This window comes from Arthrobacter pascens (assembly GCF_030816475.1).
GTDB classification, from domain to species: domain Bacteria; phylum Actinomycetota; class Actinomycetes; order Actinomycetales; family Micrococcaceae; genus Arthrobacter; species Arthrobacter pascens_B.
This window is the reverse complement of sequence record NZ_JAUSXF010000001.1, coordinates 1,365,945-1,390,413: the sequence shown is the minus strand read 5'-3', so window position 1 is coordinate 1,390,413 and position 24,469 is coordinate 1,365,945. Positions and strand designations below refer to the sequence as shown.

General features: G+C 63.5%; 23 protein-coding genes, 1 other RNA gene and 1 riboswitch. Of the genes, 14 read left to right on the top strand and 10 right to left on the bottom strand.

Annotated elements, in window-relative coordinates:
• Positions 1-22 precede the first annotated feature (22 nt).
• Positions 23-1,105 (bottom strand): hemolysin family protein, encoded by a 1,083-nt coding sequence (locus tag QFZ40_RS06445; RefSeq protein ID WP_306903470.1) that lies wholly within the window; start codon positions 1,103-1,105, stop codon positions 23-25.
• Complete coding sequence (locus QFZ40_RS06440) at positions 1,102-2,436, bottom strand: hemolysin family protein (protein ID WP_306903469.1); 1,335 nt, start codon at positions 2,434-2,436, stop codon at positions 1,102-1,104. The genes QFZ40_RS06445 and QFZ40_RS06440 overlap by 4 nt, the downstream gene beginning before the upstream one ends.
• 578 nt (positions 2,437-3,014) lie before the next feature.
• Between QFZ40_RS06440 and QFZ40_RS06435 the strand changes: the two genes are divergently transcribed.
• The 5 genes from QFZ40_RS06435 (at position 3,015) to QFZ40_RS21615 (ending at position 9,365) form a co-directional block, all read left to right on the top strand.
• Positions 3,015-6,854, top strand: a complete 3,840-nt coding sequence (locus QFZ40_RS06435) for a multifunctional oxoglutarate decarboxylase/oxoglutarate dehydrogenase thiamine pyrophosphate-binding subunit/dihydrolipoyllysine-residue succinyltransferase subunit (RefSeq protein ID WP_306903468.1) — start codon at positions 3,015-3,017, stop codon at positions 6,852-6,854.
• Between the two features lie 153 nt (positions 6,855-7,007).
• Positions 7,008-7,607, top strand: coding sequence for a GDSL-type esterase/lipase family protein (locus QFZ40_RS06430; protein ID WP_306903467.1), 600 nt, complete (start codon positions 7,008-7,010; stop codon positions 7,605-7,607).
• Positions 7,608-7,701: 94 nt separating this feature from the next.
• Positions 7,702-8,559, top strand: coding sequence for a DUF4097 family beta strand repeat-containing protein (locus tag QFZ40_RS06425; RefSeq protein ID WP_306903466.1), 858 nt, complete (start codon positions 7,702-7,704; stop codon positions 8,557-8,559).
• On the top strand, positions 8,559-9,167 hold the full coding sequence (locus QFZ40_RS06420; RefSeq protein WP_306903465.1) for a PadR family transcriptional regulator: 609 nt from the start codon (positions 8,559-8,561) through the stop codon (positions 9,165-9,167). The genes QFZ40_RS06425 and QFZ40_RS06420 overlap by 1 nt, the downstream gene beginning before the upstream one ends.
• Positions 9,168-9,290: 123 nt before the next feature.
• Entirely contained in the window at positions 9,291-9,365 is a 75-nt protein-coding gene (locus QFZ40_RS21615; RefSeq protein ID WP_369299106.1) for a 50S ribosomal protein bL37, read from the top strand.
• 114 nt (positions 9,366-9,479) lie between these two features.
• On the opposite strand, the gene rsrA is transcribed toward QFZ40_RS21615, so the two are convergent.
• Positions 9,480-9,740 carry a mycothiol system anti-sigma-R factor gene (gene rsrA, locus QFZ40_RS06415; protein ID WP_306903464.1) on the bottom strand — a complete coding sequence of 87 codons (261 nt, stop codon included), beginning with the start codon at positions 9,738-9,740 and terminating at the stop codon, positions 9,480-9,482.
• On the bottom strand, positions 9,737-10,510 hold the full coding sequence (locus QFZ40_RS06410; RefSeq protein ID WP_306903463.1) for a sigma-70 family RNA polymerase sigma factor: 774 nt from the start codon (positions 10,508-10,510) through the stop codon (positions 9,737-9,739). The genes rsrA and QFZ40_RS06410 overlap by 4 nt, the downstream gene beginning before the upstream one ends.
• 349 nt (positions 10,511-10,859) lie before the next feature.
• Between QFZ40_RS06410 and QFZ40_RS06405 the strand changes: the two genes are divergently transcribed.
• From QFZ40_RS06405 to QFZ40_RS06365, 9 genes are all read left to right on the top strand, one after another.
• A complete protein-coding gene (locus QFZ40_RS06405) occupies positions 10,860-11,408 on the top strand; it encodes a DoxX family protein (RefSeq protein WP_306903462.1) in 549 nt (182 codons plus the stop codon).
• A gap of 6 nt (positions 11,409-11,414) precedes the next feature.
• A complete protein-coding gene (gene aroA / locus QFZ40_RS06400; RefSeq protein ID WP_306903461.1) occupies positions 11,415-12,806 on the top strand; it encodes a 3-phosphoshikimate 1-carboxyvinyltransferase in 1,392 nt (463 codons plus the stop codon).
• A complete protein-coding gene (gene rsgA, locus QFZ40_RS06395) occupies positions 12,790-13,905 on the top strand; it encodes a ribosome small subunit-dependent GTPase A (RefSeq protein ID WP_306903460.1) in 1,116 nt (371 codons plus the stop codon). The genes aroA and rsgA overlap by 17 nt, the downstream gene beginning before the upstream one ends.
• A gap of 97 nt (positions 13,906-14,002) precedes the next feature.
• Complete coding sequence (gene hisN, locus QFZ40_RS06390) at positions 14,003-14,815, top strand: histidinol-phosphatase (protein ID WP_306903459.1); 813 nt, start codon at positions 14,003-14,005, stop codon at positions 14,813-14,815.
• A gap of 157 nt (positions 14,816-14,972) precedes the next feature.
• Positions 14,973-15,086: riboswitch (SAM riboswitch) on the top strand.
• Positions 15,087-15,147: 61 nt separating this feature from the next.
• Positions 15,148-16,554, top strand: coding sequence for an aminotransferase class V-fold PLP-dependent enzyme (locus tag QFZ40_RS06385; RefSeq protein WP_373427465.1), 1,407 nt, complete (start codon positions 15,148-15,150; stop codon positions 16,552-16,554).
• Positions 16,555-16,644: 90 nt separating this feature from the next.
• Positions 16,645-17,403, top strand: coding sequence for a class I SAM-dependent methyltransferase (locus tag QFZ40_RS06380; RefSeq protein ID WP_306903458.1), 759 nt, complete (start codon positions 16,645-16,647; stop codon positions 17,401-17,403).
• A 31-nt stretch (positions 17,404-17,434) separates the two neighbouring features.
• Positions 17,435-18,145 (top strand): metal-dependent transcriptional regulator, encoded by a 711-nt coding sequence (locus QFZ40_RS06375; protein WP_306903457.1) that lies wholly within the window; start codon positions 17,435-17,437, stop codon positions 18,143-18,145.
• An 87-nt stretch (positions 18,146-18,232) separates the two neighbouring features.
• Positions 18,233-18,601, top strand: coding sequence for a hypothetical protein (locus QFZ40_RS06370; RefSeq protein WP_306903456.1), 369 nt, complete (start codon positions 18,233-18,235; stop codon positions 18,599-18,601).
• 81 nt (positions 18,602-18,682) lie between these two features.
• Positions 18,683-18,817: a hypothetical protein gene (locus tag QFZ40_RS06365; RefSeq protein ID WP_306903455.1), complete on the top strand. Its 135-nt coding sequence runs from the start codon at positions 18,683-18,685 to the stop codon at positions 18,815-18,817.
• A gap of 9 nt (positions 18,818-18,826) precedes the next feature.
• On the opposite strand, the gene QFZ40_RS06360 is transcribed toward QFZ40_RS06365, so the two are convergent.
• The 6 genes from QFZ40_RS06360 to ftsE form a co-directional block, all read right to left on the bottom strand.
• Positions 18,827-19,807 (bottom strand): S1C family serine protease, encoded by a 981-nt coding sequence (locus QFZ40_RS06360; protein WP_306903454.1) that lies wholly within the window; start codon positions 19,805-19,807, stop codon positions 18,827-18,829.
• A 357-nt stretch (positions 19,808-20,164) separates the two neighbouring features.
• Positions 20,165-20,533: a transfer-messenger RNA gene (ssrA, locus tag QFZ40_RS06355) on the bottom strand.
• Between the two features lie 93 nt (positions 20,534-20,626).
• Complete coding sequence (smpB, locus tag QFZ40_RS06350) at positions 20,627-21,097, bottom strand: SsrA-binding protein SmpB (protein ID WP_306903453.1); 471 nt, start codon at positions 21,095-21,097, stop codon at positions 20,627-20,629.
• Positions 21,098-21,185: 88 nt separating this feature from the next.
• A complete protein-coding gene (locus QFZ40_RS06345) occupies positions 21,186-22,586 on the bottom strand; it encodes a peptidoglycan DD-metalloendopeptidase family protein (RefSeq protein WP_306903452.1) in 1,401 nt (466 codons plus the stop codon).
• A 27-nt stretch (positions 22,587-22,613) separates the two neighbouring features.
• A complete protein-coding gene (gene ftsX / locus QFZ40_RS06340) occupies positions 22,614-23,528 on the bottom strand; it encodes a permease-like cell division protein FtsX (RefSeq protein ID WP_306903451.1) in 915 nt (304 codons plus the stop codon).
• The gene (ftsE, locus tag QFZ40_RS06335; protein ID WP_306903450.1) at positions 23,525-24,319 is read right to left on the bottom strand and encodes a cell division ATP-binding protein FtsE; all 795 of its coding nucleotides are present in this window, start codon (positions 24,317-24,319) and stop codon (positions 23,525-23,527) included. The genes ftsX and ftsE overlap by 4 nt, the downstream gene beginning before the upstream one ends.
• Positions 24,320-24,469: the final 150 nt, after the last annotated feature.

The following is a 24,469-nucleotide window of genomic DNA, read 5'->3' as shown; positions in this document are numbered from 1 at the left end:
TAACCGTAAATAGGAATGATTCCTATTTAGAAGTATCGGCACCGTTGGACTGGCCCAGCCTCCTGATTCCGGTGGCCTGGGTTGCATCCCGGATCTCTCCAACCAGCAGTTCAATCACGTCTTCCAGGAACAGCACGCCGTGCGTCTGGCCGTCGGGGCCGATAACCCGTGCAAGGTGGGAGCCTGTGCGCTGCATGACGGACATTGCCATTTCGATCTCGTCATCCAGGGCAAGGTTCGCCAGGGAGCGGATGCGGCTCTCAGCGATGGGGTGCTGATAGTCAGTCTCCGGAATGGACAGTACGTCCTTCACATGAAGATAGCCCGCGAGCATGCTGTCATCGTCCAGCATCGGAAACCTTGAGAACCCCGTTCTGCTGACGGCTTTCTCGAACTCAACTGGAGTGGTTGCCGCTTTCAGCATGACCAGTTTGTCCAGCGGCACCATGATGTGGGATGCAGTGTGTTCGGAGAATTCCAGTGCGCCGGTGATCAGTCCGGCGTCGTCGTCGACGAGTCCGTGACGGGTGGACTCCTGCACGATTGACTGGACTTCTTCGAGTGTGAATGACGAATTCACTTCATCCTTGGGCTCAATCCGGAGGAGCTTCAGGATGTGGTTGGCAGACCAGTTCAGGGCCACAATCGCAGGCCTCACCAGGCGGGCTACAAACATCAGCGGAGGAGCGAGGAACAAGGCGGCCTTGTTTGCCACGGACACCGAGATGTTCTTGGGGACCATCTCACCGAAGGTCACATGCAGGAAGGTCACTGCCATCAGGGCAACACCGAACGCCACGACGTCGGCGATCTCCACGGGCACCCCGAGAGCCTCGAGGGGGGCGGCCATCAGGTGATGGATGGCCGGTTCCGCCACCTGCAGGATCAGCAGGGAGCAGACGGTAATTCCCAACTGGGCACAGGCCAGCATAAGGGAGACATTTTCCATGGCACGCAAGGTGGTCTGCGCCCTCAGGGACCCGGCGTCCGCCAGGGGTTCAATCTGGCTGCGCCTGGCCGACATCACGGCGAACTCGGCCGCAACAAAAAACGCATTACCCAGCAGGAGCACTACAAGCCAGAAAATGCCCGCCCAGTCACTCATTGCGCGGTCCTGTCATCAGCGGAATGCTCTGCGCCTGCAGCTTCGGGCCGGAAGCAGATCCTGTCGATCCGCCGTCCGTCCATCCTGGTCACGCTCAGCGTGCCGCCCCCCACAACCACTATGTCCCCCACCGCGGCGATGCGGCCCAGTTCGCTCATGACGTAGCCCCCCACAGTCTCGTACGCAGATTCGTCCGGCACTGTGAGTCCGGGAATCTGTTCGGACAGTTCGTCGGGCCGCAGGAGTCCCGGGAAATACCAGTCCCCTGACGCGCTCTGGAGGAGGCCTGGCCTGACTTTGTCATGCTCGTCGGCCACTTCACCGACGATCTCCTCAACCAGGTCTTCCAGGGTGGCGATGCCCGCGGTTCCGCCGTACTCATCAAGCACGACGGCGAGCTGAAGGTTTCCCTCGCGCAGTTCGGCCAGAAGGGCGTCGAGGTGGATCGTCTCAGGCACCCTCAGGACGTCGGTCATGATCGCTCCGGCTTCCAGGTTGGCCCGCCTGTCCCAGGGCACTGCCACTGCCTTCTTGACGTGGACGAGTCCCCTGATATCGTCCGCGGACTCTCCAATGACAGGGAACCGCGAATATCCGGTGCGCCGCGCGGCGTCGAGGACGTCAGACACCGGTTGGTCGGCGTCGATGGTTTCCACCCGGATCCGCGGCGTCATGACGTCGGCGGCCGTGCGTGCTGAGAAGTTCAGGGTCCGCGCCACAAAGTTGGCGGTTCCGGCGTCGAGCGTTCCCATCGCGGCTGAACGCCGGACCAGGGAGGCAAGCTCAGCCGGGGTCCTGGCACCTGAAATCTCCTCCTTGGCTTCGAGCCCGAAGACGTTCAGCACCTTGTTGGAGAAGCCGTTGAGCACCACGATGGCAGGCCTGAAAATGGCAGTAAAAACCAGCTGCGGCCGGGCCAGGGCCCTACCCACCGGGAAGGACAGTGCGATCGCCATGTTTTTGGGCACCAGTTCGCCCAGCAGCATCGACAGCAACGTCGCCAGCGCCATCGCGATGACCAGCGATATGGAGGCGGCTGCCACCCCGGGGATTCCGACGGCGGCCAGCGGGCCCTCCAGCAGTCGCCCCACAGATGGTTCCATCACGTACCCGGTCAACAGGGTGGTCAGGGTAATGCCCAGCTGGCAGCTGGAAAGCTGGGTGGAGAGGGACTTCAGGCACTTCAGTAGCGGAACGGCCCCGGAATCACCGTTCTCAATGGCGCGCTGGACTGTGGCCTGGTCCAAGGCAATGAGGGAAAATTCGACGGCGACGAAAAACCCGGTGCCGGCGATCAGCAGGAACCCTGCCGCGAGGAGCAACCACTCCATTCAGCATCCCGCCCTGGAGGACAGGGCGTGCACAGTCGCGCACTGAATAATGGCGCAGTTAATACTGGTGCTGTTAACACAGGTGGAGTGACTATTCGGGCGGCCGCCAGGCGGAGGATGGTCAGCCGTAGCCGACGTTCTTTCCGAGGGGGCTCCCGCGGGATGGACCGACGCAGGGTGGTGGGCGCGTGTTCGGGGTTTGCCGGCTCTGCGGGTGGACTGTGCGGCGCTGTTCTTCGTGCTCCGCTGACAGCCCCCAGGCCGGCACCTAGATTTACTGTCCATAAGAATTTCAGTCTACAGGAGCAGCTTCCGATCCCCGTCAGCGCCCGGCGCCAGGCCGTGCCGGCCTGCAACCGGAGCATTAAACGCCAGGCGGAATATGGGTCCGGAACGCCACATTCGGCATTCGCCGCGTCACTTCATGATTTGGGTCACGCTTATTGGCAGTTAACGCAGAATGCTCATTAGACTGGCAAAGGTCTGGGTTCAGAGGACGCAGAGACTGGTCCGAATGTTGTGCTGCGGCACCGTGGCGGCCAGAGGGAAATCAAACTCATGGAAGAGGCGTATTTCAAGTGCCAGAGCAGCCTAGCCACCGTCTACCAGAGGAATTTGGCGGAAATGAGTGGCTCGTTGACGAACTGTACGAGCAGTACCAGCAGAACAAGAACGCTGTGGATTCCAAGTGGTGGCCCCTCTTCGAATCCTTCGACTCGGGCAGCGGTTCTTCTTCCAACGGGAACACAGCCCTCGCCATAGCCCACCCCGCAACCCGCGAAATGCCCGCCGTGGCTCCGGCTCCTGCCGAACCGGCACCGTCGCCGGCGCCTGCCGAACAGGTACCGTCACCGGCGGCGCAGACCGCAGCTCCTGCATCTTCTGCTGCGGCGCCTGCCGTACCCCCGGCTGCGGCACCGGCCACGAAGGCACCCGCAACGATCGCCCGCGACGGCGCGAAGAAGGCCGATCCCGGTAGCGGATCGCAGCCGATCCCTGCCCAGCTTCCCAAGAACGTCAAGGCCCCCACGGCGCCTGAAGAGGATGTCGTCTCGGTTCTGCGCGGACCGGCCAAGGCCATCGCCTCGAACATGATCACGAGCCTTGAGGTCCCCACTGCCACCAGCGTCAGGGCCATCCCGGCCAAGCTGCTGATCGACAACCGCGTGGTTATCAACTCCAACCTGGCCCGGGCCCGCGGCGGCAAGGTCTCGTTCACCCACTTGATCGGTTACGCCGTCATCCGGGCGCTGTCCCAGTTCCCGTCGATGAACGTCTACTACGACGAAGTCGACGGCAAGCCTGTCGCTGTCCAGCCGGCACACGTCAACTTCGGCATCGCCATCGACATGCCCAAGCCTGACGGCACCCGCCTGCTCATGGTGCCGAACATCAAGAAGGCCGAGACCCTCAACTTCTCCGAGTTCTGGCACACCTACGAAGACCTCATTAAGCGCGCCCGTGCCGGCAAGCTGACAGCGGACGACCACTCCGGCACCACGGTCTCCCTGACCAACCCGGGCGGTATCGGCACCGTGCATTCCGTGCCGCGCCTTTCCAAGGGACAGGCCGCTATCATCGGCGTTGGTGCGCTGGACTACCCTGCCGAGTTCCAGGGCGCCAGCGAAAAGATCATCGCGCAGAACGCCATCAGCAAGGTCCTGACGCTGACCTCGACCTACGACCACCGCGTTATCCAGGGTGCCGGCAGCGGCGAATTCCTGAAGCTCGTCCACCAGCTGCTGCTCGGCGCGCAGAACTTCTACGACGAAATCTTCGAGGCCCTGCGCATTCCGTACGAGCCCGTGCGCTGGAGCCCCGACCTGCAGGTCGACCCGTCAGACCAGATCAACAAGGTCGCCCGGATCCAGCAGCTCATCCACTCCTACCGCGTGCGCGGACACCTGATGGCGGACACCGATCCGCTGGAGTACGTCCAGCGCAAGCACCCCGACCTTGACGTGCTGACCTATGGACTGACCCTGTGGGACCTGGACCGCGAGTGGCCCACCGGCGGCTTCGGCGGCAAGGCCGTGCTGAAGTTCCGCGACATCCTGGCCGTGCTTCGCGACGCCTACTGCCGCACCACAGGCATCGAATACATGCACATCCAGGAGCCTGAAGAGCGCAAATGGTTCCAGGATCAGCTGGAGCACCCCTACTCCAAGCCCACCCGGGAAGAACAGCTCCGTATCGTCTCCAAGCTGAACGCGGCGGAGGCCTTCGAGACGTTCCTGCAGACGAAGTTCGTGGGCCAGAAGCGCTTCTCGCTCGAAGGCGGCGAATCCCTTATTCCGCTGCTGGACGCCATCATGTCCGACGCCGCGGATGACGGCCTGGACGAAGTGGCCATCGGCATGGCCCACCGCGGCCGCCTGAACGTGCTCACCAACATCGCCGGCAAGACCTACGCCCAGGTCTTCCGTGAATTCGAAGGCACCCAGGACCCGCGCTCCGTGCAGGGATCAGGTGACGTGAAGTACCACCTCGGGACCGAAGGCACCTTCACCTCGGACAACGGCAAGGAGACCAAGGTCTACCTCGCTGCCAACCCGTCCCACCTTGAGGCCGTCGACTCCGTGCTGGAAGGCATCGTCCGCGCCAAGCAGGACCGCCTGGACCAGGGCGTCGCCTTCCCGGTGCTGCCCATCATGGTCCACGGCGACGCCGCCTTTGCCGGCCAGGGCGTGGTTGCGGAGACGCTGAACCTTTCGCAGCTCCGCGGCTACCGCACCGGCGGCACCATCCACGTGGTGGTCAACAACCAGGTGGGCTTCACGACGGCGCCGTCCTCCTCCCGCTCCTCCACGTACTCCACGGACGTTGCCAAGATGATCCAGGCACCCGTGTTCCACGTGAACGGCGACGATCCGGAAGCAGTGGTCCGCATCGGCCAACTCGCTTACGAGTTCCGCCAGCGTTTCCACAAGGACGTTGTGATCGACATGGTGTGCTACCGCCGCCGCGGCCACAACGAGGGTGACGACCCGTCGATGACCCAGCCGCTCATGTACAACCTTATCGAAGCCAAACGCTCCGTCCGCAAGCTGTACACCGAGTCGCTGATCGGCCGCGGGGACATCACCGAGGAAGAAGCGGAGCAGCTGCTTCGCGACTACCAGGAACGGCTGGAGCGTGTCTTCGCCGAGACGCACGCCGCCCAGACCTCACCGATCCCGATCATCACGGCGGACTCCGCCGCAGTATCGGACATCGAGCGTCCCATCGCCCAGCAGGCCGACTTCGGCACCAACGCCCCGGCGTCCACAGCCATCTCCCCCGAGACGCTTGCCCGCATCGGCAAGGCGCACGTCGAAATTCCGGAGGGCTTCACGGTCCACGCGAAGCTCAAGCAGCTTCTCGAGAAGCGCGAGCAGATGTCCCGTGAAGGCGGCATCGACTGGGGCTTCGGCGAGATTGCGGCCTTCGGCTCACTCATCATGGAGGGTGTCCCGGTCCGCCTGGCTGGCCAGGACTCACGCCGCGGAACGTTCGTTCAGCGTCACGCCGTGTTCCACGACCGCGTGAACGGCAACGAGTGGCTCCCCCTGGGCAATCTTTCGGACAACCAGGCGAAGCTGTGGATCTATGACTCCCTGCTCTCCGAATACGCTGCGATGGGCTTCGAATACGGTTACTCGGTTGAGCGTCCGGATGCCCTCGTCCTTTGGGAAGCGCAGTTTGGTGACTTCGTCAACGGCGCCCAGACCATCATCGATGAGTTCATCTCCTCGGCTGAGCAGAAGTGGGGCCAGCGGTCCTCGCTGGTGCTGATGCTCCCGCACGGTTACGAGGGCCAGGGCCCCGACCACTCTTCGGCACGCATCGAGCGTTTCCTGCAGATGTGCGCGGAAGAGAACATGGTCGTCGCGAACCCCACGACGGCGGCCTCGCATTTCCACCTGCTGCGCCGCCAGGCTTACAGCCGTCCGCGCAAGCCGCTGATCATCTTCACTCCGAAGCAGCTGCTCCGGCTTAAGGCTGCAGCGTCGCCTGTCGAGGACTTCACCACCGGCAGCTTCCGCCCTGTCATAGGCGACCATGAGCAGCTGGCGGGTGACGCCGTCGAACGCGTCCTGCTGGTATCCGGCCGCCTGTACTACGATCTACTGTCCACCCGGCAGAAGACCGATGATCAGACCACGGCGATCGTCCGCGTGGAGCAGCTTTACCCGCTGCCGCATGCCGAGATCGCGGCGGAGCTCGCGAAGTACCCGAACGCCGAAGTGGTCTGGGCACAGGACGAACCTGCCAACCAGGGACCGTGGCCGTTCATGGGCCTCAACCTGCCGGAGGCGCTTGGCCGCTCCGTCCGCCTCGTGTCACGTACCGCGTCGGCCTCCACCGCTGCGGGTTCCATGAAACGCCACGCAGCAGAGCAGGATGCGCTTCTGAAGCAGGCATTTGCACGGAAGTAATCCAGGGGGCTGCCCGGCCGGACGTCGAAATACCAGACTCCGGCCGGGCAGTTCTGTTTAATGGGATCACAGCCGCCGAAGAACGACCGGTCGGCGCTAATTCCCGGAGGGGCTGCACGAGGAGCCATCCGGCACGGAAGTAAAGAGGAACGTGTGGAAGACAGGAAGCTGCGCATCGCAGCTGTTGGAGATGAACTGCTGGCCGGCCTGGGCGATCCCCGGGCGCTCGGCTGGCTGGGCCGCGTCCTGGCGCGCACTCCTCAGGACGGGCTGACCCTGGAAAGCTACGCCTTGCCGTGCCCCCAAGAAGGGACGGAAGGACTCGCCTCCCGTTGGCTGGAGGAAGCCGGCCGCCGCTTCAGTGACCAGCATGAGAACAGGCTGGTCATCGGCCTCTCCGGGCGGGACATAGAATTTGGCCTTTCCACTGCCCGCAGCCGGCTGAACCTCGCCAACATCCTTGACTCCGCTTCCCAGAACCGGATCGAAGTGTTCGTCGTCGGCCCTCCGCCCACTCTCGATCCTGCCCAGAATCGCCGTCTGGGAGAGCTGAACGCCGCTTTTGCCGATGTCACTACCAGGCGCAAGCACGCCTACGTCGATACATTCTCCCCGCTCCTGAACCATGAGCAATGGCGTCAGGATCTGGCTGCCAACACCGGAACGCCAGGCCAGTCCGGCTACGGCCTGATGGCGTGGCTGGTCCTGCACCGGGGCTGGTTCCAGTGGCTTGGGATGGATGCCCCGGAGTAGGCCGGCCGGGCGGGAACGCGATATATCTTGACGTGAGTTCCATCCGGATATACCTTGGGAATCTCAAGATATATCGCGAAATGGAGACATCATCATGACGGAGCGCAGCTGGACCGTGTCCTCACCGCAAACCATCGACATTGACGGCATCAGGTCGCTGAAACTGGGAATGGTGCGCGGAAGGTTCGATGTCATCACCCACTCCGAGGCTGTTGCCCGGGTGGAAATCTCCGACGTCCAGGGAGATCCGGTGTCCGTCAGCGTCGTAGCCGGCAGGCTCGAGATCCGGCATCAGCTCCACGGCCCGCAAGGCTGGTTCAAGAACCTCATGGAGACCGTCAACCACGGCGGCAACAACTCAGCGGTGATCACCATCGCGCTCCCCGCGGGCGTGGAGGTTGAAGCCGGAACGGTGAGTGGCGACGGCCTGGTGTCCGGAATCAGCGGGCACACCCGTCTTAGTACCGTCTCCGGCTCCGTCATCGCAGACAGCACCGCAGGCGACCTCCACGTCAAGACCATCAGTGGTGAAGTGATCGTACGCAACCACGACGGCGTCCTGACCGCCAAGAGCGTCTCCGGCGAGGTCACGGCGTCGGGCCGGTTCAGCAACATCCGCGCCAACACGGTTAGCGGGGACATGAGCTTCGACCTGCTGGGATTCACCCATGACTTCGGCGCTAATTCCGTCTCGGGAGACCTCACCATCCGCCTGCCGCACGACGTCGGCGTGGACATCGTGGCAAAGTCCGCCGGCGGAACGGTGGTGATCGACGACCAACGCTATGCCCAGCCCGGTGGCAAGGTGGAAACCATCGCCGGACCGGACGGCAAGCTGATGCTGGTCCGGACCAACTCGGTGTCGGGCAAAACCTCGATCTTCCACAGTCAGCCCGCGCGGAGCCACGAAGGAAAGAACGGCGACGCCGGCAACCCGGAAGCCGGGCAGTGATGCCTCCTGTCTTCGCGCACGGGGCCCTGCGGCTGTATCTGCTGGCCCTCCTCGAGTCCGGTCCGAAGCATGGATACGAGCTCATCAAGGCGCTGAATGAACGTTTCGGCGGCACATACTCTCCCAGCGCCGGCACCATATACCCGCGGCTGGGGAAGCTGGAGGAAGAAGGGCTGGTCGCCACTGAGTCGGCCGGACGGCGCACCAACTACCGAATCACAGCGGCCGGTCTCGCCGAACTGAACGGCCGCCGGGATGAGCTGGCCGGCGTCGAGAACGATATCTCGCAGTCTGTGCGCCGGCTTGCTGACAATCTCCGCGAGGATATCCGCAGCAACATGCGCGGACTGCGGGCCGACCTCGCTGCGACGGCCGAAGCCGCACGTTCCACAGCGCGGGCCGCCAATCTCACGGCGAGGGGACCGTCGCAGGAAGGGCACCGGATGCTCAAGGAGGCGGAGATGCTGCTCCAGGCGTTCCGCGACGATCTGCGCGTGGAGCTGCGCCTTCAGGCGAGCAAGGAACCGCTAAGCCCCGTGGCGCTGGAAACCGTCAGGACGGTTTTGAACCAGGCCCGCATCTCGATCAGGAACTCGCTGCACAGTTAAGCCGCACGGTTGAGCCGGAGAATTGGCCCGCAGGTCACGGGCCGATCCGGGTTCGCGGCCCGTCGGATCATGTGGGAGACTTGAGGGCAGCTCTTTTGAGTACCAACATTAAGGAGGCCAGCTATGAGCAAGCGTGCACGTAAACGTCGTGACCGTAAGCGTGGCGGCGCGAACCACGGGAAGCGCCCCAACACCTAAGCAAAGCTTGGATTGACGGTTAAGCGAAGGACCCCGGAAGCCACAAGGCTTCCGGGGTCCTTCGTCTTTCCGGGCATCGGACAGGCGGCTGCCTTTGCCCGACTTTACCCGTGCTTAGGCGTCAACAGGCCGGATCGAATGGATGCGGTCCAGGATGGCGTTCTTCAGGTTCTCCGGCGCGGCTTCCGTGCAGGAGCGCTTCACCATATTCCGGATTACGCACTCGAGGTCGTATTGCTGCGTGCACTCAGGGCAATCATTGAGGTGGTGCTTGATCTCCGTGATGTCCTCACGGGTCAGGGCCCCGTCAAGGTACTCGTAGATGCGCTGCATCCGTGCGTCGTCGCAGTCGCCCAATCCCTGGCACTCGCTCATTTCCTGTTCTCCTGTTTTGTACTTGCGGCCGCGTCCTCGGGTTCGACGGCGGCTTTGAATCCCCGATCGGCGGCATACTCCGCCAGCATGTCCCGCAACATTTTCCGGCCGCGGTGAAGCCGGGACATCACTGTACCGATAGGGGTATTCATGATGTCCGAAATTTCCTTATACGCGAAGCCCTCGACGTCGGCAAAATAGACGGCGAGACGGAATTCCTCCGGAATGTCCTGCAGCGCGCGCTTGACGTCGGAGTCCGGAAGGTGATCCAGCGCCTCTGCCTCCGCGGACCGCAGGCCGCTTGAGGTGTGCGACTCTGCCCTTGCCAGCTGCCAGTCCTCGATGGTGTCCGAATTGGACTGCAACGGCTCGCGCTGCCGTTTGCGGTACAGATTGATGTAGGTGTTGGTCAGGATCCGGTACAACCATGCCTTGAGGTTGGTCCCCGGCTTGTACTGATGGAACGCGGAAAAGGCCTTGGTGTAAGCCTCTTGGACGAGGTCCTCGGCGTCAGCCGGGTTGCGCGCCATGCGCATGGCAGCCGAATACAGCTGGTCCACATACTGCATGGCATCGCGCTCAAAACGGACGCGGCGCTCGTCAGCAGTCTCAGTGGCCACATCCACGGAGAGCTCAACAGATTCGGCTTCCGGAGAATCGGCCTCCGCATCGAGTCCCGCGCCTACGACCGGCTGCGCGTCGATACTGCCTTTGGCTTCGCTTCCGGAGGCCTCATACATGGCCTCAACGGCCGGATCCAGGGTACTCATTGCCTTCAAGTCTACTGTCACGCTCCGCGAACGCGGCGAGCCGTACTCCGGAGGATCAGCTTCCAGATTCTCGAATACGGCGGGGCCCGCGGCTTCCATTCCGTCCTTCACCAACCTCAAGGGCACTCCACTCTTTTTCCCGGCAGTCCATTGGCCGGTCGTTTTGTCGCGGCCGACTCATCCCAAAACTTTTCAGGCAGTCTTGTTCCGGGAGCTTTTGTCCCGGCAGGGCTCGATTCCCGGACCCGCAATCCATAACCCCTGGCGGCAGGCAAATATTCCTCAAAAGTGCAAGACTAGAACGGACTTCGCCGCATTCGACGCGGTTCGTCCATCCAGGAGGAAATCCATGTCCTTTGTCCGCACGCTCGCCCGGCCCATGCTGGCATCCAGTTTCGTCCTCGCCGGTCTCGACAAGCTCAAGAACGCAGATGACACAGCCCGGCAACTCTCGCCCCTCCTGCGCAAGGCAACCGCTTCGCTACCCTTCCGCACCGATGACAAGACACTGGCAAGGGTTATTGGCGGAACGCAGGTGGGCGCAGGAGTGCTGTTCGGCCTGGGCAAATTCAGCCGTCTCTCGGCAACACTGCTCACTGTTATTTCGGCACTCAACACTTTTGTCGAATGGCGCAGCGCCGACATCAGCAGCAAGGAGGGCCGCGATGCCCGCCGCAGCCAGCTCCTGAAGAACCTGTCCCTCAGCGGCGGCGTCCTGCTCGCCTCCGTGGATACCGCAGGGAAGCCAGGCCTTGCATGGCGCGCCGAGCACTTTGCCGCCGATGCGAAGAAAGGCGCTTCCCACCTTGCCGCCGACGCACGAAAGACGACCGGCAAGAAGCTCCACAAGGCGGACAAGGCAGTACGCCGCGCCGTGGAGCAGGCGACGGGGGCATAGGGAAGAATGACCGGATCCGCCGCAACCGCTTTGCCTGAATCCTCCGAAGCCGCCCCGCACTGGCCGGCACCGTTTGCCACCCGGCCTGTCAATGCCACCATCACCGTTCCCGGTTCGAAATCCCTGACCAACAGGTTCCTGGTTCTTGCGGCACTCGCGGACGGCCCCTCCCGGCTGCGGGCTCCCCTGCATTCCAGGGACTCAGCCTTGATGATCCAGGCCCTCCGCCAGTTGGGGGCCACCATCACCGAGGTGCCCGGAGACGGCGCGTTCGGACCCGACCTTGAGATCTCTCCCCTAAGCCATGAGGCCACTCCGTCACAGGCCCGGATCGACTGCGGCCTCGCCGGAACCGTTATGCGGTTCGTTCCGCCCATCGCTGCGCTGCGCCACGGAAGTAGCGTCTTTGATGGGGATCCCCACGCCCGGAATCGCCCCATGGGAACCATCATCGAGGCACTCAGGGCGCTGGGTGTAGCCGTGGCCGGGGAGGACGGGGAAACGCCTGCATCACTGCCATTCACCGTTGAAGGAACGGGCGAAGTCCGGGGCGGCCACCTGGTGATCGACGCCAGCGCCTCATCGCAGTTCGTCTCCGCCCTGCTGCTGGTGGGAGCCCGGTTTACCGAAGGACTCCGCCTGGAGCATGTCGGTAAGCCGGTCCCAAGCCTTGACCACATCAACATGACAGTCACCGCGCTCCGGGAGGTGGGTGTATCAGTCGATGATTCAGTCCCGAATCATTGGGTGGTGGCCCCGGGACCCATCCGCGGCTTCGATCAGCGTATTGAACAGGATCTGTCCAACGCCGGTCCGTTCCTCGCGGCAGCGCTGGCCTCAGGGGGGACGGTCCGTATTCCCGGCTGGCCCGTCGGGACCACCCAGGTGGGCGACCAGTGGCGCAGCATCCTGGCGGACATGGGCGCGGATGTGAGCCTGGCCGACGGCGTGCTGACGGTTACCGGAGGGCCCGAGATCAAGAGCGGCGACTTCGATGAAACCAGTGAGCTTGCCCCGACAGTTGCCGCCCTGTGCGCCTTGGCCAGCGGGCCGTCCCGGCTGACCGGCATCGGGCACTTGCGGGGCCACGAGACGGACCGGCTGGCCGCGCTTGTCACCGAAATCAACCGCCTCGGCGGTGATGCGGAGGAGACCAGCGACGGCCTCGTCATCCGTCCGGCAAAGCTGCACGCCGGCGTCGTCCATAGCTATGCGGACCACCGGATGGCAACCGCAGGTGCCATCCTTGGTCTGGCGGTGGAAGGCGTCCAGGTACAGGACATCGCCACTACCGCCAAGACCATGCCGGACTTCCCCCGCTTGTGGGCAGACATGCTGGCACAGGGCCAGTCCGCCGACAACGGGGCGGAAGGTTCGGACGTTGGCCCGCAGCACTGATTCCTGGGACGAGTCCGATGTCCGGATCCGTCCGAGCAAAAAGGGCTCGCGTCCTCGCACCAAGGACAGGCCCAGCCATGACGACGCCGTGACCGGGCGCATCATCACGGTGGACCGCGGCCGCTACACGGCTGTGGTTGGTGAGGATTCGGGCGAGGAACGTGTCATCATCGCTGCGAGGGCACGTGAACTGCGCCGCTCCCCGGTGGTGGCCGGCGATTTCGTTTCCCTGGTGGGAGATGTTTCCGGCGACCCGAACACGCTCGCCCGCCTGGTCAAGATCCAGGACCGTAAAACACTGCTGCGCCGCAGCGCGGACGACACCGATCCGGTAGAGCGGGCGGTGGTGGCCAACGCGGACCAGCTCGTGGTGGTCGTGGCAGCCGCGAATCCGGAGCCACGCACCGGGTTCATCGACCGGGCCCTGGTGGCAGCTTACGACGCCGGGATCGAGCCGCTGCTGCTGGTCACCAAGGCGGACGTCAAGGATCCTGCGGACCTGTTGTCCAATTATGAGCACCTTGATTTCCCGGTAATCATCAGCAGGACAGCGGATTCAGAGGCCTCCGGCATCGACGCCCGCTCCGACGACGGCCTCTCCGCCCGCCTCGACATAGATGCCGTTTCGCAGCTCCGCGCCCACCTCGACGGCAAGGTCACAGTCATGCTGGGGCACTCCGGCGTCGGCAAGTCCACCATGGTCAACGCCCTGACCGGGGCTGAACGCGCGACGGGCGGCGTCAATGCGGTGACCGGGCGGGGGCGTCACACCTCGTCGTCGGCTCTGGCCCTCAAGCTGACTGACGCGCCGGCAGGAAGCTGGATCATCGACACACCCGGCATCCGTTCCTTCGGCCTGGCCCATGTTGACCCGGACCGGATCCTGCGTTCCTTTCCTGATCTGGAGCCCGGCACGGATGCCTGCGAACGTGGCTGCAAGCACACCGCGGCCGCGGTGAACTGCGGGTTGGATGCCTGGGTGGCTGACGGCCAGGCCGGTCCAACCGGACCAGCCCGGCTTGCGTCGCTGCGGCGCCTCCTTGGCACTGATCCGCGATTGGAAGGCCAGGAAACCAAGGAACTGGGCAGCATCAGCTAGCGGAAACCACTCTTTTCCCGACGGCTTGAGAGTGGTTCATGACCCCGGGACCCCCAATGTCCCCGCCCCGGCCGCGCTTTGACGGTAGTTTGGAACCATGATCCAATCCGCTTCGAGCTACAACGATGACCTGCGCCTGGCCCACGTGCTGGCCGATTCCGTGGATGACCAGACGATGAGCCGCTTCAAGGCCCTGGATTTGCACGTCGAGACCAAGCCGGACCTGACGCCGGTCACCGACGCGGACAAGGCCGCCGAGGAAGCCATCCGCGGCCAGCTGTCCCGTTCCCGGCCACGGGACGCCGTCCTGGGCGAGGAATTCGGCAGTTCCGGGCATGGATCCCGGCGCTGGATCATCGATCCCATCGACGGCACCAAGAACTTTGTCCGCGGCGTTCCCGTCTGGGCCACCCTGATTGCCCTGGTCGATGAAGGCGAACCCGTCGTTGGCGTGGTAAGCGCCCCTGCGCTGGGCAAACGCTGGTGGGCCGCCAAAGGTGCCGGGGCATACATGGGACGCTCCCTTGCTGCCGCCACCCGGCTCCGGGTATCTGACGTGTCGAAGCTTTCGGATGCCTCCCTCTCCTATTCCAGCCTCGGCGGATGGAAAGAACGCGGGAGCCTGGACGACTTCCTCGGCCTGACGGAGGACGTCTGGCGGACGCGCGCATACGGCGACTTCTGGTCCTACTGCATGGTGGCCGAGGGTTCCGTTGACATTGCCTGCGAGCCTGAGCTGAACCTCTACGACATGGCGGCCCTGGTCCCCATCGTGGTTGAAGCCGGCGGCAGGTTTACGTCCCTCGACGGCGAGGACGGCCCGTTCGGAGGCAACGCCCTGGCCACCAACTCGATCCTGCACTCCGAGGTTCTCAAGCGCCTCAACCCGGATCTGGACGACCTCCTCTAACCGGGAAACCCGAATATTCGATGGCGGACGCGTCCACTAGGGTGCGTCCGCCGTCGTATTCTTCGGGCAAAGCCGATTCTTACAACGCCGCGTAACAAAACCCTTAACATTGGAACCCGCTTTTTCCTGGCCCGCAGCATGTTCTACGCTCTTAATAGGTCACGAGTGCCAGCGCAAAACCCCGGTTTGCTGGCCGGCAACCCTCCATTCGCGGTGGGGTGCCCCGGGTGACGACCAGGCCGGTCCGGAACGGACCCGGCAAGCGCGGATTCCCATGGAGGGGTCCTTCTTACAGTGAGGTCTCTGTGACAACTGCCACCGTCTCCCCCAACATCGCCGCCCCCGTACACACCACCAGCCCGGCCACGCTGTTCAGTGAACGCAATGCCATTGCGGGCCGTCCGCTGTCCGCCGTCACCGGTGCCGAGATTCAGGCGCCCCTGATCCAAGGCGGGCACGTCCGGTACGCCAACCTTGACTATGGCGCGTCCGCTCCTGCCCTCTCCGTTGTGTCGGCCTATCTCAATGAGATCCTGCCGTTCTACGCCAGCGTCCATCGTGGTGCCGGCTACGCATCGCAGATCAGCACGTCCGTCTATGAGAACGCACGCAACATCGTCCGTGACTTTGTGGGTGGCCGCCCTGATGACTCAGTTGTCTTTACCCGCAACACCACCGATTCGCTGAACCTGCTGGCCGGCTGTCTTCCGAGTACTGACGGACGTCCGAACGGCGACGTGCTTTATCTGGACATCGAGCATCACGCCAACCTTCTGCCGTGGCAGGGCCTGCCGCACCGCAGTGTAGTGGCCGCCGACACCATCGCCGGCACCATCGAGGCACTCCGGGCGGAACTGGAGCAGGGCGGCGTAAGCCTGCTGGCCGTCACCGGTGCGTCCAATGTAACCGGTGAGATCCTGCCCATCCGGGCCCTTGCAACGCTGGCGCACGAACACGGTGCCCGGATCGTGGTGGACGCCGCCCAGCTGGCGCCGCACCGGCGCATCAGCATCAGCACCGACGACGTCGACTACCTCGCCTTCTCCGGTCACAAGCTTTATGCGCCCTTCGGCGCGGGCGTCCTGGTGGGCAGGCCTGACTGGCTCGATCTCGGAACCCCTCACCTCGCCGGCGGCGGAGCCGTCCGTGAAGCCAGGCTCGACGGCGTCAGCTGGACCACAGGGCCGGCTCGCCACGAGGGCGGCTCACCCAACGTCCTTGGTGCTGCCACCCTGGCCCGCGCCACCCAGGTGATCGCTGCTTTGGATCAGGACCGCTGGCACGCCCATGAGTCGGCCATCAGGTCTTTCCTGGTGGAGGGACTCCAGAGGATCGAGGGCGTTACCGTACATCAGATCTTCAAGGACACGGATCCCGAAACGGACACCATCGGGGTCGTGAACTTCTCCGTAGCCGGTTACGATGCCGGCCTGGTGGCCGCATACCTGTCTGCCGAACATGGGGTAGGCCTGCGCGACGGACGCTTCTGCGCGCACCCGCTGCTCAAGCGCCTTGGCCTTCCCTCCGGTTCCCTGCGCGCCAGCTTCGGCGTGGGTTCACGGCTGGAAGACGCCCAGCGTCTGCTGGCCGGCATCGAGGAACTCCGCCGTACGGGCCTGGGATGGGATTACGTCGTGGACTCCAGCCGGTGGGTTCCGGCGAACGATACCCGGACCTACCCGGAGTGGGCACCCAACACCCCCGGAACCGCGGGCGCTGCGCCCTGCATCGAGGACTGACTTACCGCTGGCTTAGCACTGAACACCTAACAGCGGCGTTTGCGGTAAATTCGAAGGATACCCAAGGGCATCAGACGAAGGAGGCCGGACGTGGGACGGGGTGGCCCCAAACTCGACCACGGGCGGCGGCAGGAGCTTGGCGGGAGCTTCCGGGACGGCGGCGAGCACTACCAGCGGGTGCGCCCAGGTTATCCGGAAGAGTCAGCGGACTGGCTCGTTCCCACCGGAGCGCGGGACGCCGTCGACGTCGGTGCCGGCACCGGGAAGTTCACTTCCCTGCTGCTGGACCGTGGACTCTCCGTCTCCGCCGTCGATCCGTCCGCAGACATGCTGGAGCAGCTGCGGCTCCACTATCCCGGGGTGCCGGCGATTCAAGGCACCGCCGAGGCCACAGGGCTGCCGGCCGCTTCATTCGACGTCATCAGCGTTGCGCAGGCCTGGCACTGGTGCGATCCCCTGGCGGCCAGCACAGAGCTTTCCCGGATCCTTCGTGCGGGTGGAAGGCTGGGGCTGATCTGGAACCAGCTCGACACCTCTGTTCCCTGGGTCCACAGGCTCTCACGGATCATGCACGCGGGAGACGTGTACAAGCCCGGCTTCCGCCCCCTGCTGGGAACGGAGTTCAAAGGACTCGAGAGCCATCTGACACGCTGGCAGGACGAGCTCACCACCCTTGACATCATGGAACTGGCGAAGTCCCGGAGCTACTTCCTTCGCGCCGGCGAGTCCGCCCGGAGCAAGGTGCTTGCCAACCTCGACTGGTACCTCCACGACCATCTGGGTCATGCCTCCGGCGAGGAAGTCGGCCTGCCCTACCTGACCCTCACCTGGCGGGCAGAAAAGGCATGACGGCGGCGGACCACCCGGTAGGCTTGGTGACGTGAAGACCAGCGCGCCCTCCTCCTCGATCGAGGACTACGTCAAGGTCATTTACTCTTTTACGGAGTGGCAGGACAAGCCCATCACGTCTTCGCAACTGGCGCAGCGCCTGGGGGTAGCCAACTCGTCCGTCTCTGAGATGGTCCGCAAACTTAAGGACCAGGGCCTGGTTGACCATAAGCCCTACAGTGCCATCACCCTTACCAAGGATGGCGTCCGGCTGGCCCTGTCCATGGTGAGGCGGCACCGCCTGATCGAGACATACCTGGTTGAGCAGCTGGGCTACAGCTGGGACGAGGTCCACGACGAGGCCGAACTCCTCGAGCATGCAGTCTCGGACACCTTCATTGAACGCATGGCGGCCAAGCTGGGTAACCCCCAGCGGGACCCCCACGGGGACCCGATCCCCACGGCGGAGGGCAGGGTCCTGCTGCCGCACGCCCACCGGATGAGTGAACTGGACCGGGGGCACACCGGCCGGATCACGCGTATCAGCGACGAGAACCCGGAGCTGCTCCGTTACCTGTCCGCTGAGGAAATCGATCTGGACGCCGATGTGGAGGTGATCGGCCGCAAGCCCTTCGGCGGTGCCCTGATAGTGCGGATCCGGTCCGCCGGCCGGACGCGGGAGTACGACCTGGCCGACGAGGTGACCTCTGCGCTCTGGGTGCACAGCGACCGGTCCCACCCGGGCTGCGTCCTCGGCGACTGAAAGAGCGCCGGCTGTTGACGTACGCCGGCTGTTGCGGGTGGTGCTTGCGCCCTGGAGGTTTGGCGGGGTCCCGTATCGTTGACTGTGATGATTAGCAGACGCGACGCGGCAATAGCCCTTGATGTCCCCATGGAAATGGCCCAGCGCCACGGTATCCCCAAACGCCTGACCGAAGCGGAACTGGGCGCGATCCTGGACAACCCCCCGCCCTGGCTCGTCCAGTCACGGGCCAACCGGACCGGCAAACGCCCGGTGTGGGTCCATCTGGAGTGCGCTGTGTGTGGCTATGAAGAAGCGGCCCGGCCCAAGAAGTGGTGGCCGGAGTTCACGTACGTTGTCTGCGGACACCACGCGCCTGGTGAACTGCCGCCTCCCCGGCGCGGCTTCGTCAGGAGCGAATTCGACGGCGTTGGGACCCGCTTCGTGGGTATTGCGGACGTGTCCGTTCCGGACTGAGTCCGGGCATTACATTCGCGGCGAAACAGGCGTATTTTACGAAGAGGGACGCAGGTCGTCCCTCGTTGTAAGGAGCACGCCATGCCGGACAAGGCACCCCATCAGAGCCAGGCGAAGAAGCCGGTCAAGACCATCAAAGAAAAGCGCGCCGAAAAGAAGGCTAAAGCCCCCGGCAGCGGTTCGCCCGATCCCGTAGCCCACCTGAAAAAGCGCTGACTGACGCCGCTACGCGTTCGCGGCCATTTCTTCGGGTACTGCCACGAGGTTCTTTTCCCTGCCATCCCTTAGCACTGCTATGCGCAGCGGCTGGCCGATGGCGTCGGCGAAGAGCAGCTTCTGCAGGCTTTCAGCGTTGCTGACGGAACGGCCGCCAGCGCTGAGGAGAATATCCCCGGCCATGATGCCGGCCTTGTCGGCGGGAGAACCTGCCAGCACCTCCACTACCCGGAGCCCGTCGTGTTGCCCGGTCCTGACCACGGCGCTGGCGTTGAGCCTGATAGGGGTGCTGACGACGCCGAGGTAGGCCCTTCTGACCCGACCGTCGGCCAGGAGCGCGGAGATGATCCGCCGGGTGGTGGCGTTGATTGGCACGGCAAGGCCTAGTCCTGCGCCCGCTACTGCTGTGTTGATTCCCACGATCCTGCTGTGGCTATCCGCCAGCGCGCCGCCCGAGCTCCCGGAGTTAAGGGCAGCATCCGTTTGGATGACATCCTCAATCACCCTGCGGTTGCTGCCGGCCCACACCGGAATGGCGCGTCCCAGGCCGCTGACCACACCCGCCGTTACTGACCCCGCCAGGCCCAGCGGGTTGCCCACGGCGATAACCAATTGGCCCACCCTGAGCGATTCCGCGTCACCGAACTCGGCCGGTGAAACCTTCGGCGCACGCCCGCGTACAACCGCCAGGTCTGACAAGGGGTCGGCACCGACAAGTTCCAGCTCTGTCCGGCTGCCGTCGGCAAAGACGGCGTTGCCCTCACGGGTTCCCGCGACGACATGGGAGTTTGTCAGCAGGTAGCCGTCTTCGGTGAAAAGCACAGCAGATCCTGCACCTACCCGGAAGCGGCCGTTCCGGCCCTTCCCGGTCATTTCAATCGCCGCCACGTGCGGAGTGACTGTCTCAGCCACCCGCATGACGGTCTCGGAGTACGAGTCCAGGGGATCGTCGTCGGACGCTGATGAACTGTATTCCCGCGCCTGGTTCATGGCGCACCTCCTACCGGGTGTTTCTGGCACCCGGCTTCCACACGCGTTGGCGTACCGGGTCTTATCAGCATCAACTGTTCCCGTGGCCGTCCTAGTCCCCGGCGCGCTACGCCGACGGTGAACGGCCGGGGCCCGGTACAAGTGGCGAGGCTTTCGCTACGGCTGCCATCCGAAGCCACCTGGCCAAGGCACGACGGCGGCTCAAGGCATCCGCGCGCGCCTCCGGCCAGGCCGCGGCCCGCAACTCTGCCTGCACCGGCCAGCCCGAACCCGGGCAAAGAAAAACACCCCGGTCCGAAGACCGGGGTGTAACCGATGACTCGACTCATCCCTGAAGGATGTCTCGACTCATCACAAATGTGGAGATGGGGGGAATTGAACCCCCGTCCGATGTCGTGTTGTCAGGGCTTCTCCGGGCGCAGTTTGCGTCGGATTTTCTCGGCCCCAGCTATCTTGCAAACAAGTAGCTGATCCGGGCCCAGTCATCTAAGAGTCCCGTTTACCCCGATGACGGAGGCAAACAGCAGTGGCTATCTAAATGACGCCAGGATCCGGGGCAATAGCAACCTCGGGCTGACGGACTGTCTTACTGCTTAGGCAGCAAGAGCGAAGTCAGTGCGCTTGTTTTCGGCACTTATTGGTTTGCAGACAGCGTTTACGAGATAATTCTGCATCCTCGGCCCGCTTCACCTGTCGCGACTAACATCGTCGAAACCGATCATCCCCATATTTTGTTACCAAACCGGCGTCGGAACCAACCGCTGCCGGACTACCTATAGTAACGCATGCCGGAACGAAATGATTCCAGCCGGCCTCACCTCAGCGCCTGTTCCGCTCCCGGACTTCGCGCAGCGCTTCCCTGTTGTCCTGCTGCTCCCGAAGGCTCTGGCGCTTGTCGAATTCTTTCTTGCCTCTCGCGACGCCGATTTCCACTTTGGCCCTGCCGTCGAGGAAATATAGCTGGAGCGGGACAATCGTGAAGCCGGATTCACGGATCTTGTGGGAGATTTTGATGAGTTCCTCCCGGTGCAGCAACAGCTTGCGCCGCCGGCGGGCCGAGTGGTTGGTCCAGCTGCCCTGATTGTACTCAGGGATATGGATGCCCTCCATCCACAGCTCATCGTTATAGAACGTGCAGAAGCCGTCCACCATGGATGCATGACCCTCACGCAGGGACTTCACCTCGGTGCCCATCAACGCAATGCCGGCCTCGTAGGTGTCCAGCACATGGTAGTCATGCCGGGCCTTGCGGTTGGTGGCCACAACTTTTCGGCCACTTTCTTTGGGCACGGTTGGAACTCCTCAGTTCTTGAATCCTCGTTGCCTCCGGCCGTTCCGGCGCGGAGTCATACCAGTGTACGGCAGCCGCGCAGAAGCCTTACAACAGGCGCATTGGGTCCACAGCCACACCGTTGAGCCAGGTTTCAAAGTGGGCATGGCAACCGGTGGAGTTGCCCGTATTTCCGGAGTAAGCAATCAGCTGCCCCTGGGAAACCTGCTGTCCGTTGGATACGACAATGCTGCTGTTGTGGTAATAAATGGTGGTCAGGGAGTTGCCTTGCACCACACCATGGGAAAGCTTGACCCTCCAGCCGCCTCCATCGGCGGAGTTCCAACCTGAGGAAAACACCTCACCGGCCGCAGCCGCATATACGGGAGTGCCGCAGGCTGCCCCAAAGTCGATGCCTGTGTGCATGTATCCGCCAGTGCCGTAGAAATCAATGGTCCCAGGCGGCGTCAGGCGCCAGCCGAAACCTGAGGTGATGGGAACGTCATTGGCGAACGGGTGCCTCAGGCCAAAGGCCGACGGCGAGCCAGTCACCGGAGCATAGGGCTGCACGGCCTGGCCTTTGGCGCGCGCGGCCGCAGCCGCAGCTTCGGCAAGGCGCCGCTGCTCAGCCTCCCAGGCTTCGCGGAGCCGGCGGTCCCGCTCGGCAATTTCGTTTGCCACCGCATTCTGGCTTGCCTGGACTGCAGCAAGCTGGCTCTGGATGCCGGGCTTGGCGGCCTGCAGCTCTGCGTCGAGACGGGTGGTGTCAGCGATCAGCTGATCCACCTCTGCCTTCTTCTTTGCAGCCTCGTCCCTGGCAGCCTTTTCCTTTTCCAGCGCGGCGTCGGCTTTGGCCTTCAGATCCTGGATCTCCGCTTCCACAGCCTCGAGCCTGGCCTGTGAGTTGACGTTAGTCGCGTTCTGCTGAGAGAGCTTATCCATCGCGGAGTTCTGGCTGCGCATGGCCTGATCGGCAAGGTCCATGGTGTCCGTCAGGCTTCCGCCGCCATTCGACCCGAAAAAGAGCGTCAGGTTGGAAGGAACTCCACCGGCTTTGTACGCCTGGGTGGCAATCTGGCCAATGAGCTTCTTGGTGTCCGCAATCTTCTGCTTGTCCGATTCAAGCTGCTGGGTGATCTTGGCTCTGTTCTGCTGCGCGAGGTCCACCCTGGCCGACAGTGCCTCGACCTCTTTGACCGCGCTGGCAACTCTCCCCTGGGCATCCAGCAGGGCCTGCTGGGCACCAGGCAGCTGCCCCTGGTAGATCACCAGGTCGCTCGCCGCCTTGGCGATCCGCGAGTCAACGAATTCCAAGGACTGCTGCACGCGGGCCGCCTCGGCCTCCAGCGCCGCCTTCTTGTCCTCAAGATCATCGGCATATGCTGCCGGCGATGCCGCGCCAAAACTGGCGGCCAGGACGAGGGCCAGGACGCCGCTGATGATGCTGGCGCGGCGCGCTGAGGGGCGGCGGCTGGCCTGCCGGGGCGAGGGTCGGTGCATTGCAGTCATAAGCATCCCTTGGTCGGTTCGCACAGCCTAAACCCTCAAATATCTGCGTAAGGTCAAGAGAGACGAAATTCCTGCCAAGGATCCGCCAAGGATTAGCAGCGCCGGCGCAAGAATCAGGGTCTGCCCCGGGGAGATGAATGCCGTGTCCGGATACTGCTTGGACAGATACTCACCCAGGAAGAAGTGGGCCACCGCCCACAACGTTCCGGACGCCAGGGCAGCGCCGATCACGGCCGCGATAACGCCTTCGAGGATGAACGGGAGCTGGATGACTGTCTTGGACGCTCCCACCAGCCGCATGATTCCTGTCTCGCGTCGGCGGCTAAAGGCCGAAAGCCTGATGGTGGTGGCGATCAGCAGGATGGCACACACAATCATCACGCCGGCGATGCTCACGGCGACGAGGGACGCGGCGTTCATGGCCGAGAAGAGGCGTTCAAGGAGTTGCCGCTGGTCGATCACAGTTTCCACGCCCGGCTGGGATGAGAATGTCTCGCTGATGATCTGGTATTTTTGCGGGTCCTTCATGTTGATGCGGAAGGAGGCTGGCAGCTGGTCCGGCGTCACCGAGTCCACGATCGGCGAGTTGGAAAACTGGTCCTTGAAGTGCTTGTACGCCTCGTCCTTGGACTCGAACTGGAAATCATTGATGTACTGGGCAACAGCCGGCGACTGGAGAAGCGTCTTGAGATTCTCCTGCTGCTCGGGGGTGATCGGCCCGCTGGCGCAGCCCGCCGCCGTCGAACCGTCACTGCAAAGGAAAATGGCTACCTGGACTTTGTCATACCAGTAGCCCTTCATCTGGTTGATCTGAAGCTGCAGCATGCCGGCGGCACCCACGAACGTCAGGGATACGAAGGTGACCAGGATGACTGATACCACCATGGAGAGGTTCCGCCGAAGTCCGCTCCCGATCTCACTGAGGATAAAGGCGAGCCTCATCGCTGCTCCTCCCCTGCGGATGACCCTTGGTCTGCCGGGCCGGCGGGCGGTGGTTCTTCCCGGCCGCTGGCGTCCTTGAGCCGGCGCGACTGGCCCACGATGGGAATCATGGAGGTGTAAAGCGCTCTGGCTTCGTCGCGGATAACCACGCCGTTCTTCAGCTCCACAACGCGCTTGCGCATCTCGTTAACGATGTCGTCGTCGTGGGTGGCCATCACCACTGTGGTGCCGTTCTGGTTGATCTTGTCCAGCACTCCCATGATGCCCATGGATGTCGTGGGATCCAGGTTTCCGGTCGGTTCGTCGGCCAGAAGGATGCCGGGACGGTTCACCACGGCGCGGGCGATTGCCACGCGCTGCTGCTCGCCGCCCGAGAGTTCGTGCGGCATCCGGTGCTCTTTGCCTTCGAGTCCAACGGTCTTGAGCACTTCCGGAACGGTGTCCCGGATGACGCTGCGGCTCTTGCCGATGACCTGCATGGCAAAGGCAACGTTGGCAAAGACGTTTTTCTGCGGAAGGAGCCGGAAGTCCTGGAAGACCACGCCGATTCCGCGGCGCAGCCGGGGCACGCGCCAACTGGAGATCTTGGCTACGTTCTGGCCGGCGACATAGACGGCCCCCGATGTTGCCCTGTCTTCCTTGAGCACAAGCCGCAGGAAGGTCGACTTGCCGGATCCGGACGCGCCGACAAGGAAGGCAAATTCACCACGGTCAATTTCAAGGCTGACGTCGTCCAGCGCAGGACGGACATTCTGGTCGTAGACCTTGGTGACATTTTCGAATCGGATCATGGCCCTAATTACCCTGCAGGACATGGCTGATGCAGCCCAGATCTGCAACCGGCGCGCGGGCTTTCGTTTGGGGGAAGTAGAGCTCCGGCCCCTCGACTATACGCAGTCTTTTCGCCTGGCTGGGAGGGTTCGCCGGGCGTGTCGCGCGAT